Source organism: Streptomyces sp. NPDC048415 (genome assembly GCF_040651675.1).
Classification (GTDB): domain Bacteria; phylum Actinomycetota; class Actinomycetes; order Streptomycetales; family Streptomycetaceae; genus Streptomyces.
In genome coordinates, this window is record NZ_JBEZKJ010000051.1 from 23,930 (window position 1) to 41,796 (window position 17,867).

A 17,867-nucleotide genomic window follows, 5' to 3' on the forward strand; every position below is an offset into this window, starting at 1 on the left:
GAGATGCCGTACGAACGCCTCAGCACTCCGCCCGCTCGGAGGCGCCCCCGCTCGCGCCCTCGCCGCCAGGGGCGCCGTCGCCCCCCGCCTGCCGCGGCCCAGGTGCCCTCACCACATCGAGCAGCGCATGCAGCCGTGGCGACGCCGCCAGTTCCTCCAGCGTGACCGGGCGGCCCTCGGCGTCGGCGATGGGCAGGCGCCAGTTGGGGTACTGGTCCCAGGTGCCGGGGAGGTTCTGGGGGCGGCGGTCGCCCACCGTGTCCGGGAGCCAGACGCCGATCATCCGGGCCGGGGTGCGCAGCAGGAACCGGTGCACGGCCTGGATCTCCGCCTCCTCCGCCACCGCGGGGCACCCGCCGCTCGCGCCGCGCAGCATCCCGAGCCGGGTGAGCAGCGCCAGCCACTCCCCCGTGTCCGCGGCGGCGGCGGCGCGTTCCTCGTCCAGGGTGCCGGTCAACAGGCCGAGGCGGTCGCGGAGTTCGACGTGGTCGCCGGTGAGCCGGGCGGCGGTGGGCGGCAGGTCGTGGGTGGTGGCGGTGGCCAGGCAGTCGGCGCGCCAGCGGTCGGGCGGCAGGGGGAGCCCGTCACCGTCCCAGTCCCGTTCGAACCACAGCACCGAGGTGCCGAGCACCCCGCGCCCCTGGAGCGTCTCGCGCACGCCCGGCTCCACGGTGCCGAGGTCCTCGCCGATGACCAGCGCCCCGGCGCGGGACGCCTCCAGTACCAGGACCGCGAGCATCGCCTCGGCGTCGTAACGGACGTATGTACCCTCCGTGGGCGGTTGTCCCTGGGGGACCCACCAGAGCCGGAACAGGCCCATGACGTGGTCGATGCGCAGGGCACCGGCGTGCCGGAAGAGGGCGCGCAGGAGGTGGCGGTAGGGCGCGTAGCCGGAGGCGGCGAGCCGGTCCGGCCGCCAGGGCGGCAGGCCCCAGTCCTGGCCGCGCGCGTTGAAGGCGTCCGGGGGCGCGCCGACCGACATGCCGGCCGCGAAGTACTCCTGCTGGGCCCAGGCGTCGGCCCCGTCGGGGTGGACGCCGACCGCGAGGTCGTGCACGAGCCCGACGGGCATTCCCGCGTCGCGCGCGGAGCGCTGGGCGGCGGCGAGCTGGGCGTCGGTGAGCCAGATCAGGCGGCTGTGGAAGTCGACGCGGTCCATCAACTCACCCCGGGCCCGGGCGGTCGCGGACGAACGGGGGTCGCGCAGGCCGACGGGCCAGCGCCGCCAGTCGGAGCCGTACACCTCGGCGAGCGCGCACCAGGTGGCGTGGTCCTCCAGCGCCTCGCCCTCCTCGGCGAGGAAGTCGGCGTACGCGGCCTGCCGTCCGGGTCCGAGCGGCACCGCGCGCACCAGTTCCAGCGCCTCGCGCTTGAGCTCCCACACGGCGTCGCGGTCGATCAACGCGCCCTTGCGCAGCACGGATTCGCGCAGCCGCTCGGCGCGCTCCAGCAGCGTACGGACGCGGTCGCGGTCGTCGACGTACGCGAATTCGGGGATGTCCTCGACCCGCAGGTGCACCGGATCGGGGAAGCGGCGGGAGGAGGGCCGGTACGGGGAGGGGTCGGTGGGGGCGCCGGGTACGGCCGCGTGCAGCGGGTTGACCTGCACGAATCCCGCGCCGAGCGCCCGGCCGGCCCAGGCGGTCAGCTCCCCCAGGTCGCCGAGGTCGCCCATGCCCCAAGAGCGGCGGGAGAGAAGGGAGTAGAGCTGGACGAGCAGGCCGTACGTGCGTCCGGGCGGCGCGGGCAGCCGGGCGGGGGCGACGACGAGGTGGACGTCGGCGACGCGCCCGTCGGGGGCGGCGGCGCGCAAGGCGTGGACGCCGGGCGGGAGTTGTGCGACGGAGGTGCGGGTCTCGCCCTGTTCGGTGGCGATACGGAGGCGGGTGCCGTCCGGCAGTCCGGTCAGCTCGTCGGGAACGCGGCCGCCCCAGCACACCACCGTCGGCGGCAGCAGCCGCCGTTCCGTCTCGGCCTCCCGGGACGCGAGGGCGGCGTGTACGGCGGCCGGGGTGCTCGCGTCGACGTCGAACGCCGCCAGGGCCGCGACGAGCGCGGCGTCCGAGGCCGCGACCGTACGGTCCGGGGACGGGTGGTAGGAGGTGGCGACGCCGTGCAGTTCGGCGAGCCGGGACAGGGGCGTCCGGGGCGCCGTCTGCGGGGGGTCGGCGGGCCGGCTAGGTGCCATCTAGACCGCCCAGGCGGCGCCGGTGGAGGTGGGCTCGCTCGTCAGGTGCGCGGCGTCGGCCAGCGGCGGCTCGCTGGTGAGCGGTTCGGCGTCGGGCAATGGGGGTTCGCTGGTCAGCGGGGCCTCGGCGCAGGCGCCCTCCGCGCTGAGCAGGCACAGGGGGGCGCTTTGGGGTTCGGCGGACGGCTCCGCCCGGCGCGAGGAGACGACGGACGGCTCCGCCTCGCGTTTGGAGAGGGCCGAGAGCAGAAGGTGTGCCGATGCGGCCACGGGGGCCTCCTTGTCGAGTACGGCGGCTGGCGGGTTACCGCAGCCCTACCCAGCGGGCGCGACGGCAGACGTTCACGGGCGCACAACGTGTTCCTGGTCACATTCTGTTCTCGCGGGGCACCTCCAGGTTGGGACAAACACGGCCCGTTGGCCACTCTCCTGGACACCCTCGACCCAAAAGTGTGGGGCTCTTCGCCGGCACTATTCACTCACTACATATATCGAGTACATAATGATCTCCATGAGCACCCGTCACATCCTGTTGGGGCTGCTCGCAGGAGGGCCCAGCCATGGGTACGACCTCAAGCGACGGCACGACGAACGCTTCCCGCAGGCCCGTCCGCTGGCCTACGGGCAGGTCTACACGACCTTGCAGCGCCTGGTCCGCGACGGTCTCGCCGAGATCGACGGCACCGACTCCGACGGCGGTCCCGAGCGGACGCTGTACCGCTCCACCGACGACGGTTCGCGTGAACTGACCCAGTGGGCCGGGGAGATCACTCCGCCCGCGCCCTTCGTGACGAACGAGATCTTCGCCAAGGTCGTCGTCTCGATCCTCGCCTCGGCGGATCCGGCCGGCTATCTGCGGGCGCAGCGCGCCGCACACATGGCGCGGATGCGCGAGCTCACCACGGTGAAGACGGCGCCCGGTGCCGACCTCGCCACCGTGCTCTCGGCCGACTACGCCCTCAACCACCTCGACGCCGATCTCCGCTGGATGAACACCACGGCGGCCCGGCTCACCACCCTGACCGCGGAGGTCGACGCAGCATGAGCAACCCACTCCTGGCCGCCCGGGGCCTCGTCAAGGCCCACGGCTCCACCCCGGCGCTGCGCGGCGCCTCGGTGGACCTGCGCGCGGGCGAGATCCTGGCCGTCACCGGGGCCAGCGGCAGCGGCAAGTCCACGCTGCTGCACTGCCTGGCGGGCATCGTCCGGCCCGACGGCGGCACGGTGGAGTACGCCGGTGAGCGCCTCGACCGGCTGCCCGAGAAGCGCCTCAGTGACCTGCGGCGCACCGACTTCGGCGTGGTGTTCCAATTCGGGCAGCTGATCCCCGAGCTGACCGCCGTCGACAATGTGGCGCTTCCGCTGCTCCTCGCGGGCATCTCGCGTACGGCGGCGCGGGAGCGGGCGGGTGAGCGGCTGGAGCGGTTCGGCGTACGGGGGCAGGAGTCGCTGCGGCCCGGCGAGCTGAGCGGCGGCCAGGCCCAGCGGGTCTCGCTCGCGCGGGCCCTGGTCACCGGCCCGAAGGTGGTCTTCGCGGACGAGCCGACCGGCGCGCTCGACTCGCTCGCCGGGGAGCAGGTGATGACCGCGCTGATCCACACGGCCCGGGAGTCCGGCACGGCGGTCCTGCTGATCACGCACGACGCGCAGGTGGCGGCGTACGCGGACCGGGAGGTATCGCTGCTGGACGGGACCGTGGCCGGCTCCGAGGTGGAGGCTTCGGTGTCGGCGGAGGTGTCCCGATGAGGACCGATCTCCGCCTCGCGCTGCTGCTGACCGGTGGTTCCGACCGGCGGGAGTGGTGGCGCATCACGCTCACGGCGGTGGGCGCGGCGCTGGCCACCGGCTTCGGCCTGGCCGCCGCCGCGGTCGCCTCGCTCCAGGGGCAGCACAACCTGGCCCTGGCCCATGGCCTGCTCGATCAGCCCGGCGAGCGTTCGGGCGTGATCCTCACGCTGCTGCTCCTGCTGGTCCCGGTACTGGGCTTCCTCGGACAGTGCGCCCGCATCGGCGCCGTACACCGCGACCGGCGGCTGGCCGGACTGCGGCTGGCGGGGGCCGGACCGGCCCAGGTGCGGCGGATCGCCGCGCTGGAGTCGGGGCTGGCCTGTCTGGCCGGCTCGCTGGTCGCCACCGTCTTGTCGGTGCTGTTCCTGCTGACCGAGTGGCAGCGTCCGCCGGCCGTCGTCTGGGCCGGGTTCGCGGTGATCGCGGTGGCCGTGCCCGTGCTGGGCGCACTGGTCAGCACCCTCGCGCTGCGCCGCGTGGTGGCCTCGCCGCTGGGCTGGGTGCGGCGCGTGCGCCCGAGCGGCGGCCGGGGCCCGGGCCTCGCGCTCCTGCTGGCCGCGCTGGTGATCCTCGTCACGGGGCTCATCCTGGCCCCGGGCAGCTTCGGCGGGTTCGGCACGGCACCTGTGCTCGTCTTCGGCGTGGTGATTCTCACCGGCGTGGGCGCCGTGTGGGTGACGGGCGCGACCGCCCGGTTCAAGGGCCGCTTCCTCGCGGACCGGACCGGAAACCCGGCGACCCTGATCGCGGCGGAACGCCTGCGCGACGACCCGTGGGCGGCGGCCCGTACCCACGCCGCCGTTCTCCTGGTGACCGTCGTGGGGACCGGCTTCATGGGCGTACGGCAGGTCCTGCTCGACGAGCTGAACGGGCGCGACCGCCACACCCTGGCCGAGAACATGTCCTTCTACACCACCGGCGTCAACCTCACCGGCGCCGCGATCCTGATCGCCCTGGCGATCACCCTCTCCGGCCTCGCCGTGGGCGCCGCCGAGTCCCTGGCCACCCGCCGCCGCGGCCTCGCCGCGCAGGCCGCCGCCGGGGTGTCGCGGACGGTGCTCGGCCGGGCGCTGCTGCTGGAGACGGCCCTGCCGCTCGCCCCCGCGATCGCGCTGGCCGGCCTCGGGGGCATGGCGATCAGTGTCTGGTACGGGCAGCTCGCGGGCGGTGGATCGGTGCCGCTGCTGCCGGCACTCGTACCCGTGATCGTCTACGCGGCCTGTCTGCTCGCCGCGGCCACGTCACTGCCGCTGCTGCGCCGCTCCGTGCACCCGGCGGAGCTGCGGTACGTCTGACCGCGCCGCGCGCGGGCACGGCCGGCTCCCCGGGAGGCACGGGGGTTCTCCTGAGGAGCCGGAACGGGGACGGAAACGGGCGGCGGGGAGCGCCCCTGGACAACACGAAGGCCCGGATCGTCAGGCGGAAATGCCGTCGATCCGGGCCATCGCGTCGTCCGCGCCGTACGGCTGCAGGTATGGCAGCCAGCGCGGGTCCCTATGCCCTGTTCCGATGATGCGCCAAGCGAGCCCCGACGGCGGGGCGGGTTTGTGGCGCAGGCGCCATCCGATCTCGACCAGGTGACGGTCGGCCTTGACGTGGTTGCAGCGGCGGCATGATGCCACCACGTTGTCCCAGGCGTGCTGACCCCCGCGGCTGCGCGGGATGACGTGGTCGACGCTGGTTGCGACGCCACCGCAGTACATGCACCGGCCGCCGTCGCGGGCGAACAGAGCTCGCCTGGTCAGCGGAACGGGCCCCCGGTAAGGGACCCGCACGAACCTCTTCAGCCGGACCACGCTGGGTGCGGGGACAGTAACGGTCGCGCTGTGCATGAAGGCGCCGGACTCCTCGAGACAGATGGCTTTGTTCTCGAGGACGAGGACGAGCGCGCGGTGGAGCGGTACGACGCCGAGCGGCTCGTACGACGCGTTGAGGACCAGGACATGCGGCACGGATGCCTCCTTGGGCGTCGGCGGCGCGTGGCTCGCGCCGGGACGATCTGCAGCCAGTCTCCCCTCATGCCTGGTGGAAGCGCCACCATGTCCCGGTAACGGGCTGGGAGTGTTTTCGACCACACCCTCTTCATCCCCCGGAACGCGCCCCCTTCACTCCCAGGTGAGCACGGTCTCTCCCTCGGGCATCGCAACGATCCACACACAATGCCCCGTTAGTGTGGTGGTTCTGCCCGACCGGTGCCCCTCATGTGTCCCTGCCGCGGGCAGACCGCTATACCTGGAGGTACCCGCCGTGTCCTTGCCCGCCCTATGGGCCGCGCCCGCTCTGTTGGCCGCCGGTTCCACCCCGTCGCCGTCGCCGTCCGCCTCGACGTCGGCGGACCCGGCTGGCGCCACGCTTCAGGACGCCCAGCAGAGCGCGACCAACGCGGCCAGCTGGGTCCAGCAGAACTGGTCCACCTGGCTGGCGATCGGCCTGCGCGTGCTGCTGATCCTGGTGATCGCGGCGGTACTGAGAGTGGCGGTCCGGCGGGCGATCACCAAGCTGATAGAACGCATGAACCGCACCGCGCAGGCGGTCGACGGCACGGCGCTCGGGGGTCTCCTCGTGAACGTCGAGCGCCGCCGCCAGCGCTCGCACGCCATCGGCTCGGTGCTGCGCTCGGTCGCGTCCTTCCTGATCATGGGCACGGCCGCCCTGATGGTCCTCGCCACGTTCGAGATCAATCTGGCCCCGCTGCTCGCCTCCGCGGGTGTGGCCGGTGTCGCCATCGGTTTCGGCGCGCGCAACCTGGTCACCGACTTCCTCTCCGGCGTCTTCATGATCCTCGAGGACCAGTACGGCGTCGGCGACACCATCGACGCGGGCGTCGCCTCGGGCGAGGTCATCGAGGTGGGCCTGCGCGTGACCAAGCTGCGCGGCGACAACGGCGAGATCTGGTACGTCCGCAACGGCGAGGTCAAGCGCATCGGCAACCTCTCCCAGGGCTGGGCCACGGCCGGCGTCGATGTCACCGTCCGCGCCTCGGAGGACGTGGACCAGGTCCGGGCGGTGCTCGGTGAGGTCGCCGAGACCATGAGCAAGGAAGAGCCCTGGAACGAGCTGCTGTGGGGCCCGATCGAGGTCCTGGGCCTGGACAGCGTCCTGCTCGACTCCATGGTCGTGCGCGTCTCGGCGAAGACGATGCCCGGCAAGGCGCTCACCGTGGAACGCGAGCTGCGCTGGCGCGTCAAGCGCGCCTTCGACGCCGCGGACATCCGCATCGTCGGCGGCTCCACGGCGGTACCGGAGCAGGACCCGGCCCCGGACGCGACGGAGACGGTCGCGGCCCCGTCGGCGCACGCGAACCCGGCATCGCCACAGTCCACCGCGACGACACCGATCACGCCCTCGGCCACTCCGAGGTAGCCGACCGCTCCACACGTACGAAGCAGGCGGCGCCCGCGGCACCAGGGGCGCCGCCTGCTGCGTAGGCGGGCTCCTGCCTTTCCTGCGACTCCGCTCCGCTCTGCCGGGGCGTGTTCATCCCCGGGGCCGGGACGGCTCCAGCCCCGCCGCCCGCGCGATCTGGCACGCCGCGGCGAAGGCGGAACCCTTGCCCAGGCCGGCCACTCCCAAGAGGCCCTCGCCGTCCCGGACCTCGAGAAGCACGGTGCCGGCGGTCGCGTCGAAGGCCATCGATCCCCGGACGGACTGGTCCGCGCGCCCGGGACCCACCGGAAATGGATCTCCTCGTGGCCCCGTTCGGCGACGGGCAACGCCCGCTGCGAGGCGGTGAGTTCGTCCCGGACCCGTTCCTGCCAGCCGTCGGCGACGGACACCGCCCGCAGCAGATGCGTCTGCCGCAGGCCGGGGAGGTTCGGGCCGAAGTCCCGCCCGGCACCGTACGCCATGAAGAAATCGAGGACCTGTGACGGGCGGGCCGCCGTCATCACGCGGTGACCTCGGACGGCCTCGACACCCTTGCCGTCGGGGGCGGGGATGGACGTGGCCGATCCGCGACCGTGGTGAGACTGCGGCCGGGAACCATCGGCGCTCCCCGGAGCCGTGTGGCCGCCCGCGAGTACCCAGCCGCCCCCAGGTAACGACTCTGTTGCCTCGGGGGCGGTTTCTCTTGACGTGCCCTCTGCCAGCGGCCTACTTTCCTCTCACCCAATAGGAAACTTTCCTAACAATGATCTTGGCGTGGCTTTCCCGCCTGATCACTGGGAGGCTGGGCGGTTGAGAGAGGCAGGTGTCGACACATGGCAGGATCCGCCGGTACGCCGGGCACTCCGCGCGTCCTGCGCGCCATGAACGACCGCGCCGCCCTCGACCTGCTGCTCGCGCACGGACCGCTCTCGCGGACCAGGATCGGAAAGCTCACCGGGCTCTCCAAGCCCACCGCCTCGCAGCTCCTGGCCCGCCTGGAGGCGGCGGGCCTCGTCCTCGCCACCGGGACGAGTGAGGGCCGCCCCGGCCCCAACGCCCAGTTGTACGTGGTCAATCCGGGTGCGGGGCACGCGGCGGGCCTGGACGTCACCCCCGAGCGCATCCTCGCCGCCGTCGCCGACATCACCGGGCGGACGGTCGGCGAGTACGAGCTGCCCACGCCGGGGCGGCGCCCCGCCCAGCCCGTCGTACGCCAGGTCACCGACGCCCTGGACGGCGCGGTGAAGGCGGCCGGGCTGGCCAGGGACGACATCCGCAGGCTCGTCATCGGCACACCCGGCGCCTTCGACCCGAACACCGGGCGGCTGCGCTACGCCTCGCACCTCCCCGGCTGGCACTCCCCCAGCCTCCTCGACGACCTCGCCGGGGCACTACCGATGCCCGTCGAGTACGAGAACGACGTCAACCTCGTCGCCATCGCCGAGCAACGGCTCGGTGCCGCCCAGGGACACGAGGACTTCGTACTGCTGTGGAACGAGGGCGGCCTCGGCGCCGCGCTCGTCCTCGGCGGACGGCTGCACCGCGGCTGGACCGGCGGCGCGGGCGAGGTCGGCTTCCTGCCGGTGCCGGGCGCGCCCCTGGTGCGCCAGGTGACCAAGGCCAACAGCGGCGGCTACCAGGAGCTGGCCGGTTCGCAGGCCATCCCCAAGCTGGCGCGCGAGCTCGGCATCAAGGACGTACCCGCGGGCCCGTACGCCGAGGTCGCCGCCGCCGTCGTCGAGCGGGCCGCCGCCGTCGACGAGGGGCCCTACCGGCGGCTGCTCGAGACGTACGCGACCGGGCTCGCCACCGGTCTGGCCTCGCTCGTCTCCGTGCTCGATCCCGAACTCGTCGTGCTCAGCGGCGCCTCGCTCACCGCGGGCGGCGAACCACTGCGCGCCCTGGTCCAGGCCGAGTTGGAGGAGCTGGCCGCGTCCCGGCCGCGCCTCGTCGTCGGCGACGTACACGAACACCCCGTACTGCGCGGCGCGTTGGAGAGCGCGCTGGCGGCCACCCGCGACGACGTCTTCGACACCTCCCGCTGAAGTCCCTCCTTGGCCCTTTAGTCCCTTCCGTCAACACCACCAGCCCTGCCCTAGGGAGACCCCGCCATGCCCGGAATGTCACGGAAAGCGGTCGCCGCGCTCGCCGCTTGCGCCTCGATAGCCCTTCTCGCCACCGCGTGTACCGGCCAGTCGTCCTCCGGGGCGAACGACGACGCGTCCAAGGACCAGACGATCAACTTCTGGCACGCCTGGAGCGCGCCCAACGAGGTCAAGGCCGTGAAGTCCCTCATCGCGGGGTTCGAGAAGGCGCACCCCAACATTCACGTGAACATCGTCGGCAATATGACGGACGACAAGATCAACCAGGCGCTCCGGGCGGGCAGCGACAAGGCCCCCGACGTCGTCTCCTCCTTCACCACCAACAACGTGGGCAAGTTCTGCTCGTCCGGCGCCTTCGTCGATCTGAACCCCTTCTTCAAGAAGGCGGGCATCGACCCGGAGACGACCTTCCCGAAGGCGATGAACGAGTACACCCAGTTCGACGGCAACCGCTGCACGGCGCCGCTGCTCGGTGACGCGTACGGGCTCTACTACAATAAGACCGCCTTCGAGAAGGCCGGGATCACCAGCCCCCCGAAGACCTGGTCGCAATTCGAGAAGGACGCCAAGAAGCTCACCGTCACCAAGGGCGACTCCTACTCGCAGCTCGGCTTCATGCCGAACTACCACGGCTGGGAGTCGACCACCGAGCACTACTTCGGGCAGTTCTCCCCGACGTACTTCGACAAGAGCGGCAAGTCGAACATCGCCAAGGACCCCGCTTTCCAGGCCGGTTTCACTCTCCAGAAGAAGCTCGTCGACGAACTCGGCGGCTACAAGAAGCTGGAGAACTACCGCTCCAAGCTCGGTGACGAGTGGGGCCCCAAACACCCCTTCCACACCGGCCAGGTCGCCATGCAGCTGGACGGCGAGTGGCGGCTCGGCATGGCCGAGGAGGCCCAGCCCGGCTTCGAGATCGGCGTCGCGCCGCTGCCCGTGCCCGACGACCGGGCCGACCAGTACGGCAAGGGCTACATCACCGGCACCATCGCGGGCATCGCCTCCACCAGCAAGAAGCAGAACGCGGCCTGGGAACTGGTCAAGTACATGACCACGGACACGGACGCGGTGGTCGGTTTCGCCAACGGCATCCACAATGTGCCGTCCACCCTCGCGGCACTCAAGTCGCCGAAGCTGAAGTACGACCCGCGTTTCAAGACCTTCCTGGACATCGCGTCGAACCCGAACTCGACGACGACTCCCGCGTCCATCAACGGCGGCACCTATCTCGTGACGCTCCAGCAGTTCGGATACGACTACGAGAGCGGCAAGGTCAAGGATCTCAAGGCGGGTCTGCACAGCACCGCCCAGCAGATCGACACGGACATCGCGCAGGCGAAGTAGCACACGGTCATGAGCACCCTGAGCACCACGTACACACTGCGCGCCAAGCGGCGCAGGGCGGCACTGAAAACGGCCGCCTTCATGTCGCCCTGGCTGATCGGTTTCGCGGTCTTCTTCGCCTACCCGCTGATCTCGACCGTCTACTTCTCCTTCATGCACTACGACGGTTTCAAACCGCCGACGTGGAGCGGGACGAAGAACTGGACCTATGTCTTCGAGAACTACCCACTGTTCTGGCCCGCATTGCGCAACACGCTGTGGCTGGTCCTCGTCATGGTGAGCCTGCGGGTCGTCTTCGGACTCGGCGTCGGCCTGCTGATCACGAAGATCAAGACGGCTACGGGCGTCTTCCGCACCCTCTTCTACCTCCCCTACCTGGCCCCGCCCGTCGCCGCCACCATGGCCTTCGCCTTCCTCCTCAACCCCGGTACGGGCCCGGTCAACTCGATCCTGGAGAAGGTCGGCATTCCGGCGCCCGGCTGGTTCAACGACCCCACCTGGTCAAAGCCGGCCCTGACCCTGCTGGCACTGTGGGGCATCGGCGACCTGATGGTCATCTTCATGGCCGCGCTGCTCGACGTACCCCAAGAGCAGTACGAGGCGGCCGAGCTGGACGGCGCCTCCGCCTGGCAGCGCTTCAGGTTCGTCACGCTGCCGAACATCTCGCCCATCGTGATGTTCGCCGTCGTCACCGGCGTGATCCAGACCATGCAGTACTACACACAGCCGTTGATCGCGGGGAAGGTCGCCTCGGGCGTCATCCAGGGCGCCGGTACGCAGTTCGAGCCCGGCTATCCCGACAAGTCGACGCTCACCCTGCCGCAGCTCGTCTACAACCTCGGCTTCCAGCGCTTCGACTACGGCTCCGCCTGTGTGGTCGCGCTCGTGCTGTTCGCCCTGTCCATGGTGTTCACCGCGTTCCTGATGCGGCGCCGGGGCGGTCTCATCCAGGCAGGTGACTGACCGATGACTCAAGTACTCGACAAGCCCCTGGAGTTGAGGGCTCCCGTCTCGCCCGCCGAGCGCACCGCCCGCCGCAGGGCCCTGCTGGAGTGGGTCGCCGTGCACGCGCTCGGCGTCGCCGCCGCCCTCTTCTTCGTCCTGCCCTTCGTGTTCGTGTTCCTGACCTCGCTGATGAGCGACTCCCAGGCACTCAGCCGCGATCTGATCCCGCACACCTGGGAGTGGGGCAACTACAAGAAGGTCTTCGACACACCCGGCTTCCTGACCTGGTGGAAGAACACACTGCTGTACGCCGGTGCCGGCACCGTCCTCACCGTCGTGTCGTCGATCCCGGTCGCCTACGCGCTCGCCAAGTTCCGCTTCCGGGGCCGGAATCTGTCGCTGATGCTGGTCATCTCGATGATGATGCTGCCGCCGCAGGTCGTGATCATCCCGATGTACCTCTTCTGGGCGAAGCAGCTGGACCTGTCCGGCACACTGTGGCCGCTGATCATCCCGATGGCGTTCGGTGACGCGTTCTCCATCTTCCTGCTTCGCCAGTTCCTGATGACCATCCCGAACGAGTACCTGGACGCGGCGAAGGTTGACGGCTGCGGGGACCTCAGGACGCTCCTGAAGGTCGTGCTGCCGATGGCCAGGCCCGGTATCGCGGCGGTCGCGCTCTTCCAGTTCTTCTACGCTTGGAACGACTACTTCGGGCCGCAGATCTACGCGTCCGAGAACCCGGGCGCCTGGACCCTGTCCTACGGCCTGGAGTCGTTCAAGGGCGCGCATCACACCGACTGGAATCTCACCATGGCCGCGACCGTGCTGGTCATGGCCCCTGTGATCCTCGTGTTCTTCTTCGCACAGAAGGCGTTCGTCGAGGGCGTCACGCTCACCGGAGTGAAGGGTTAGACATGAAGCTCACCGTGGTCGGCGGAGGATCGACCTACACCCCCGAACTCATCGACGGCTTCGCCCGGCTCCGCGACACCCTGCCCATCGAGGAGCTGGTGCTCGTCGACCCGGCGGCCGAACGCCTCGAGCTGGTGGGCGGCCTGGCCCGGCGCATCCTCGCCAGGCAGGGGCACCCCGGCCGCATCATCACCACCTCCGACCTGGACGCCGGCGTCGAGGGCGCCGACGCCGTACTGCTCCAGCTGCGCGTCGGCGGTCAGGCGGCCCGCGAGCGGGACGAGACCTGGCCGCTGGAGTGCGGCTGCGTCGGGCAGGAGACGACCGGCGCGGGCGGTCTGGCGAAGGCGCTGCGTACGGTGCCCGTCGTCCTGGACATCGCGGAACGTGTACGCCGTACGAACCCGAACGCCTGGATCATCGACTTCACCAACCCGGTCGGCATCGTGACGCGCGCCCTGCTCCAGGCCGGCCACAGGACGGTCGGGCTGTGCAATGTGGCGATCGGCTTCCAGCGGAAGTTCGCCGGACTGCTCGGCGTCGCGCCCGCCGATGTGCACCTCGACCATGTGGGCCTCAACCACCTCACCTGGGAAACCGGTGTGCGACTGGGCGGTCCCGAGGGCGAGAACGTCCTGCCGAAGCTGCTCGCCGAGCACGGCGACACCATCGCCGACGACCTGCGCCTGCCGCGCACGATCGTCGACCGCCTCGGCGTGGTCCCCTCCTACTACCTGCGCTACTACTACGCGCACGACGAGGTGGTACGAGAGCTGCGCACGAAGCCGTCACGGGCCTCCGAAGTGGCGGAGATGGAGCGGCGGTTGCTGGCCCTGTACGCCGACCCGGCGCTCGACGAGAAGCCGGAGCTGCTCGCCCAACGCGGCGGCGCCTACTACTCGGAGGCCGCCGTGGACCTCGCGGCCTCGCTGCTCGGCGGCGGAGGCAGCCCCTACCAGGTGGTGAACACGTACAACAAGGGCACGCTGCCCTTCCTGCCGGACGACGCCGTGGTCGAGGTGCAGGCCGCGATCGGCTCGCAGGGGCCGACGCCCCTGCCCGTGCCGTCCGTGGACCCGCTGTACGCGGGCCTGCTGGCGAACGTGACGGCCTACGAGGACCTGGCCCTGGAGGCCGCCCTGCGTGGCGGCCGCGACCGTGTCTTCCGGGCCCTCCTCGCCCACCCCCTGGTCGGCCAGTACGCCTACGCCGACGCCCTCACCGACCAGCTGATCGCGCACAACCGGGAGCATCTCGCGTGGGCATGACGTCATCGGAATCCGGCGCCGGGACGGCTGCCGGGTCCGCCCCCGCGGCCTCCGCCACCGCCTTGGTGCTGGCCATCGACGCGGGGAACAGCAAGACCGACGTCGCTGTCGTGGCCGCGGACGGGCGCGTGACCGGCACCGCGCGGGGCGGCGGATTCCGGCCCCCGGCGGTCGGGGTGGAGGCGGCCGTGAACGCGGTCGCCGACGCCGTACGGCGGGCCTTCGCCGAGGCGGGCGTGGCCTCCGTCTCCCATGTCTCGGCCTGCCTCGCCAACGCGGATCTCCCCGTGGAGGAGGAGCAGTTGGCCGCCGCGCTGCACGCGCGCGCGTGGGGCACGAGTGTCGAGGTGCGCAACGACACCTTCGCGATTCTGCGGGCCGGGATCGCCGAGCCGCGCGGAGTCGCCGTGGTCTGCGGGGCCGGCATCAATTGCGTCGGCATGCGGTCCGACGGCCGCACCGCCCGCTTCCCGGCGATCGGCCGTATCTCCGGGGACTGGGGCGGCGGTTGGGGCCTGGCGGAGGAGGCCCTGTGGCACGCGGCACGGGCGGAGGACGGCCGCGGCGGCCCGACAGCCCTCGCCCGCACGCTGCCCGCCCACTTCGGCCTCGACTCCATGTACGCGCTCATCGAGGCGTTGCATCTGGAGCACATCGGCAACGCGCGGCGCCACGAGCTGACGCCCGTCCTGTTCGCCACGGCGGTGGACGGCGACCCGGTGGCCCGCGCGATCGTCGACCGGCTCGCGGACGAAGTGGTCGCCATGGCCACGGTCGCCCTGACCCGCCTGGACCTCCTCGCCGAGGAGACCCCGGTCCTCCTCGGCGGCAGCATCCTCGCCGCCCGCCATCCCCAACTCGACGACCGCATCCGCGAACTCCTCGCGGCGCGCGCCCCCAAGGCGGTCCCCCGGGTCGTCGCGGCCAGCCCCGTCCTGGGCGCCGCGCTCCTGGGCCTGGACCACGTAGGTGCCCCCGACGACCTCCACGCGCGCGTGCGGGCGCACTACGAGGAGGCCTGAGAGGGGCGCCACGATCCTGATTTTCAGCCCATCCGGCGTTTGAGGAGCGGAAGTTTGGGGGCGGATCCCCCAAGGACGGGACGGGCAGGGGCGGCGGGGGCGAGAACCTCCCCGCCGAGCCACGGGAACCAAACAGATCCGGAACACGTGTTCATGGGAAGGGGGCGGCGCGGGGAGCTTCGCGCTGCGTGGTGATCCGAACAAGATCGAGTCAAGGCCTGTGCGGATGTCAGTCCCGGCGGCGATACTTGCGGCCGTGCACCTTCGCCGACCGACCGTGCTTCCCGCGGCCGAGGCGAAAGTGACCGAACGGATGACCATGGGGGAGGTCAAGTGACACACCCGCCGAAGGGCAGCGCGGCGCCACCGGGGCAGGCCACGCCCACGATGCCGGCCGTACCACCGCAGTCCGGGCCTCCCGCGCCACCGGGCGGATTCAGCCCGCAGCGGGGCGGCCCCGCCCTGCCGCAGAACAGGCCCACCGATCCCGGTCCGACACCCACCCGCCGCACGGCATGGGCGGAGGGCATCGACCGCCTGCGCGCCGCGGCGACCACGGAGCCGGGCCGGCTGCGGATCATCGGCGCCGTACTCGCCCTGCTGGTCGTCGCGTTCGGCGCGGTCACCGCCTGGCAGATGACGGAGCGCGCGGCCGCCGCCGACGACGTGCTGCACAGCAGCCAGCCGCTGAGCGCGAGCGCGGCCGACATCTACCGCTCCCTCGCCGACGCGAACACGGCCGCCTCCAGCGGCTTCCTCGCGGGCGGCCAGGAGACGAAGGCCTCCCGCGACCGGTACGAGCAGGACATCAGGACGGCCGCCGCGAAGCTGATCACCGCCGCCAACAGCTCGAAGCCCGGCTCCCCCTCGGCCGCCACGATCACCAAGCTGAACAAGCTGCTGCCCGAGTACAAGGGCCTGATCGAGCGGGCCCGCGCCAACAACCGGCAGGGCTACCCGCTCGGCGGCGCGTATCTGCGGTACGCGAACGACAAGATGCAGCAGCAGATGCTCCCCGCCGCCGAGGATCTCTACAAGCGGGAGAACCAGCGGCTGAACGCCGACTACGCCGACGCGAAGCCCTACCCGTGGGCCGCGATCGGCCTCGGCGTGCTCGCGCTCGGCGGCCTCGTCTGGGCCCAGCGCCGCAACTACCGGCGCACCAACCGGGTGTTGAACCAGGGCATGGTCGGCGCCAGCGCCGCCGCCACGGTCGTACTGCTGTGGCTCGTCGTCGGGCACAGCGTCGCGCGGGCCGGACTCGACGAGTCCTACGACCACGGGGTCCGCTCACTGAACGTGCTGCACGACGCCCGGATCGCCTCCCTGAAGGCGCGGGGCAACGAGAACCTGACGCTGGTCAGCCGCGGCGCGGAGACCAAGACACTGGCCGACGGCAAGACGACCGTCGACCTCTACGACTACGACTTCCAGCACGACATGAAGACGCTCACCAAGGGCCTGGCCCTGGCGTCGGACCTCGCCGACGACCAGGCGGGCGGGCAGCCCGTGACGGCGGCGACCGCCAACATGAAGGAGTGGAAGGCCCGTCACGCGCAGGCGCGCACGGCCGACGACAAGGGCGAGTACCAGAACGCGTTGGACTTGGTGATCGGTTCCAAGAAGGCGACGGGCCAGTGCTTCGACGGGGTCGACACGAACCTCGCGACAGCGCTGACACACGAGGAGAGCGAGTTCAAGCGGGCGGCGGGCGGCGGCCTGGACGCGATGACCGGCCTCCCGGTCGGCGCGGCCGTGCTCGCGGTACTCGCCGCGGCGGGCGCGCTGCTCGGCATCGGGCGCAGGCTTTCGGAGTACCGGTGAGAGGGGGAGCGGCGATGATCGCACGACGCCTGAGGGCAAGCCTGAAGGGCTGGGGCGGCGTGGGCGCGATGGCCGTCGCCTGCGCGCTCGCCCTGGCCTTCGCGCTGCTGCTGCCGCTGAGCGACGCGCGCGGGGACGGCAGCACGGGCATCGGCGGTCAGGGCGTGGCCAAGGGCACGCAGGCCAGGGCCGACGACTGCACCGATCCACAGGACGAGAGCCTGTCCCCGTCCAGCGCGGACGGGGCGACGATCAACGCCATCAAGAACCGCAAGGACCGGCGGCTGATCGTCGGTGTCGACCAGAACAGCTATCGCTGGGGCTACCGCGACCCGAACAACCCGAAGGCCGGCAGCGACCTCGAGGGCTTCGACATCGACCTCGTCCACGCGATCGCGAAGGACATCCTGGGCGACCCGAACGCCGTGCAGTTCCGCGCCATCCCCACCAACCAGCGCATCCCCGCCATCCAGAGCGGCAAGGTCGACATGGTGGTGCGCACGATGACGATCACCTGCGCCCGCCTCGAACAAGTCGCGTTCTCCGCGCCGTACTTCCTCACGGGCCAGCAGGTCCTGGCCCCCAGGACCTCAGTCATCAAGGGGTACGACAAGACGCTGGCGAAGAAGAAGATCTGCACGGCGACGGGCTCCACCGCGCACGACAAGCTGGACGCCGACAAGAAGGCGGGCACGCTTGTCTCCTCCGCCGACATATCCACGACGGTTCCCAACCAACTCGACTGCCTGGTCAGGCTTCAGCTCGGCGAGGTCGACGCCGTGGTGACCGACGGCGCGCTCGCCGCGAGCCAGGCCGCGCAGGACCCGACGGTCGAGCTGAAGGGCGAGACGTTCACGAGCGAGTACTACGGCGTGGCGATGAAGCTCGGCGCGGACGATCTGGTACGCCGGGTCAACCAGGTCCTCGTGGACTACCGCAAGAGCGGCTGGCGGACGTCGTACGACAAGTGGCTGTCCCCCACCCTGGGCAAGGATTCGCCGTCCTCGAACCCGCCCGCGGCGAACTACAGATAGCCGGCGCGGGCAACCGAGCCGATACCACTGGGGAGTTACCCGGGCGCACCGGACAGGCGCACAGGGAA

Annotated in this window: 17 protein-coding genes; 13 read left to right on the top strand and 4 right to left on the bottom strand. The window is 71.2% G+C overall.

Annotated elements, in window-relative coordinates; translation table 11 throughout:
- Positions 1-19 precede the first annotated feature (19 nt).
- Together malQ and AB0D27_RS28230 are read right to left on the bottom strand one after the other, a co-directional pair.
- On the bottom strand, positions 20-2,188 hold the full coding sequence (malQ, locus tag AB0D27_RS28225; protein WP_362514393.1) for a 4-alpha-glucanotransferase: 2,169 nt from the start codon (positions 2,186-2,188) through the stop codon (positions 20-22).
- Positions 2,189-2,458 (bottom strand): hypothetical protein, encoded by a 270-nt coding sequence (locus AB0D27_RS28230; RefSeq protein ID WP_362514396.1) that lies wholly within the window; start codon positions 2,456-2,458, stop codon positions 2,189-2,191.
- Between the two features lie 241 nt (positions 2,459-2,699).
- Between AB0D27_RS28230 and AB0D27_RS28235 the strand changes: the two genes are divergently transcribed.
- The 3 genes from AB0D27_RS28235 to AB0D27_RS28245 are packed head-to-tail and all read left to right on the top strand — an operon-like array spanning position 2,700 to position 5,271.
- Positions 2,700-3,233, top strand: a complete 534-nt coding sequence (locus tag AB0D27_RS28235; protein WP_362514398.1) for a PadR family transcriptional regulator — start codon at positions 2,700-2,702, stop codon at positions 3,231-3,233.
- Positions 3,230-3,934, top strand: a complete 705-nt coding sequence (locus AB0D27_RS28240) for an ABC transporter ATP-binding protein (protein WP_362514401.1) — start codon at positions 3,230-3,232, stop codon at positions 3,932-3,934. Before AB0D27_RS28235 ends, AB0D27_RS28240 begins: the two co-directional genes overlap by 4 nt.
- A complete protein-coding gene (locus AB0D27_RS28245; RefSeq protein WP_362514403.1) occupies positions 3,931-5,271 on the top strand; it encodes an ABC transporter permease in 1,341 nt (446 codons plus the stop codon). Before AB0D27_RS28240 ends, AB0D27_RS28245 begins: the two co-directional genes overlap by 4 nt.
- Positions 5,272-5,391: 120 nt before the next feature.
- Here AB0D27_RS28245 and AB0D27_RS28250 read toward each other — a convergent pair whose 3' ends face one another.
- On the bottom strand, positions 5,392-5,928 hold the full coding sequence (locus AB0D27_RS28250) for an HNH endonuclease (RefSeq protein WP_362514405.1): 537 nt from the start codon (positions 5,926-5,928) through the stop codon (positions 5,392-5,394).
- 295 nt (positions 5,929-6,223) lie between these two features.
- Between AB0D27_RS28250 and AB0D27_RS28255 the strand changes: the two genes are divergently transcribed.
- Positions 6,224-7,339 carry a mechanosensitive ion channel family protein gene (locus AB0D27_RS28255; protein ID WP_362514407.1) on the top strand — a complete coding sequence of 372 codons (1,116 nt, stop codon included), beginning with the start codon at positions 6,224-6,226 and terminating at the stop codon, positions 7,337-7,339.
- Between the two features lie 114 nt (positions 7,340-7,453).
- Here the strand turns inward: AB0D27_RS28255 and AB0D27_RS28260 are convergent, their stop codons facing one another.
- Positions 7,454-7,648, bottom strand: coding sequence for a hypothetical protein (locus AB0D27_RS28260; protein WP_362514409.1), 195 nt, complete (start codon positions 7,646-7,648; stop codon positions 7,454-7,456).
- 5 nt (positions 7,649-7,653) lie between these two features.
- On the opposite strand from AB0D27_RS28260, the gene AB0D27_RS28265 reads away from it, so the two are divergent.
- From AB0D27_RS28265 to AB0D27_RS28305, 9 genes are all read left to right on the top strand, one after another.
- Positions 7,654-7,845: a hypothetical protein gene (locus AB0D27_RS28265; protein ID WP_362514412.1), complete on the top strand. Its 192-nt coding sequence runs from the start codon at positions 7,654-7,656 to the stop codon at positions 7,843-7,845.
- A gap of 330 nt (positions 7,846-8,175) precedes the next feature.
- Complete coding sequence (locus tag AB0D27_RS28270; RefSeq protein WP_362514415.1) at positions 8,176-9,387, top strand: ROK family transcriptional regulator; 1,212 nt, start codon at positions 8,176-8,178, stop codon at positions 9,385-9,387.
- 66 nt (positions 9,388-9,453) lie between these two features.
- Positions 9,454-10,791: an ABC transporter substrate-binding protein gene (locus tag AB0D27_RS28275; RefSeq protein ID WP_362514418.1), complete on the top strand. Its 1,338-nt coding sequence runs from the start codon at positions 9,454-9,456 to the stop codon at positions 10,789-10,791.
- A 9-nt stretch (positions 10,792-10,800) separates the two neighbouring features.
- Positions 10,801-11,754, top strand: a complete 954-nt coding sequence (locus tag AB0D27_RS28280; RefSeq protein ID WP_362514421.1) for a sugar ABC transporter permease — start codon at positions 10,801-10,803, stop codon at positions 11,752-11,754.
- Between the two features lie 3 nt (positions 11,755-11,757).
- A complete protein-coding gene (locus AB0D27_RS28285) occupies positions 11,758-12,651 on the top strand; it encodes a carbohydrate ABC transporter permease (protein WP_362514424.1) in 894 nt (297 codons plus the stop codon).
- Positions 12,652-12,653: 2 nt separating this feature from the next.
- Positions 12,654-13,919, top strand: coding sequence for a 6-phospho-beta-glucosidase (locus AB0D27_RS28290; protein ID WP_362514426.1), 1,266 nt, complete (start codon positions 12,654-12,656; stop codon positions 13,917-13,919).
- Positions 13,916-14,941: a BadF/BadG/BcrA/BcrD ATPase family protein gene (locus AB0D27_RS28295; protein WP_362514429.1), complete on the top strand. Its 1,026-nt coding sequence runs from the start codon at positions 13,916-13,918 to the stop codon at positions 14,939-14,941. The genes AB0D27_RS28290 and AB0D27_RS28295 overlap by 4 nt, the downstream gene beginning before the upstream one ends.
- A 333-nt stretch (positions 14,942-15,274) precedes the next feature.
- Positions 15,275-16,765: a hypothetical protein gene (locus tag AB0D27_RS28300; RefSeq protein ID WP_362514432.1), complete on the top strand. Its 1,491-nt coding sequence runs from the start codon at positions 15,275-15,277 to the stop codon at positions 16,763-16,765.
- A 14-nt stretch (positions 16,766-16,779) separates the two neighbouring features.
- On the top strand, positions 16,780-17,799 hold the full coding sequence (locus AB0D27_RS28305; RefSeq protein ID WP_362514434.1) for a glutamate ABC transporter substrate-binding protein: 1,020 nt from the start codon (positions 16,780-16,782) through the stop codon (positions 17,797-17,799).
- Positions 17,800-17,867 lie beyond the last annotated feature (68 nt).

Coding starts and splice junctions, on each gene's coding strand:
- malQ (WP_362514393.1), bottom strand. CDS start 2,188: ATGGCACCTAGCCGGCCCGCCGACCCCCCGCAGACGGCGCCCCGGACG.
- AB0D27_RS28235 (WP_362514398.1), top strand. CDS start 2,700: ATGAGCACCCGTCACATCCTGTTGGGGCTGCTCGCAGGAGGGCCCAGC.
- AB0D27_RS28240 (WP_362514401.1), top strand. CDS start 3,230: ATGAGCAACCCACTCCTGGCCGCCCGGGGCCTCGTCAAGGCCCACGGC.
- AB0D27_RS28245 (WP_362514403.1), top strand. CDS start 3,931: ATGAGGACCGATCTCCGCCTCGCGCTGCTGCTGACCGGTGGTTCCGAC.
- AB0D27_RS28265 (WP_362514412.1), top strand. CDS start 7,654: ATGGATCTCCTCGTGGCCCCGTTCGGCGACGGGCAACGCCCGCTGCGA.
- AB0D27_RS28270 (WP_362514415.1), top strand. CDS start 8,176: ATGGCAGGATCCGCCGGTACGCCGGGCACTCCGCGCGTCCTGCGCGCC.
- AB0D27_RS28275 (WP_362514418.1), top strand. CDS start 9,454: ATGCCCGGAATGTCACGGAAAGCGGTCGCCGCGCTCGCCGCTTGCGCC.
- AB0D27_RS28280 (WP_362514421.1), top strand. CDS start 10,801: ATGAGCACCCTGAGCACCACGTACACACTGCGCGCCAAGCGGCGCAGG.
- AB0D27_RS28285 (WP_362514424.1), top strand. CDS start 11,758: ATGACTCAAGTACTCGACAAGCCCCTGGAGTTGAGGGCTCCCGTCTCG.
- AB0D27_RS28290 (WP_362514426.1), top strand. CDS start 12,654: ATGAAGCTCACCGTGGTCGGCGGAGGATCGACCTACACCCCCGAACTC.
- AB0D27_RS28295 (WP_362514429.1), top strand. CDS start 13,916: ATGACGTCATCGGAATCCGGCGCCGGGACGGCTGCCGGGTCCGCCCCC.
- AB0D27_RS28305 (WP_362514434.1), top strand. CDS start 16,780: ATGATCGCACGACGCCTGAGGGCAAGCCTGAAGGGCTGGGGCGGCGTG.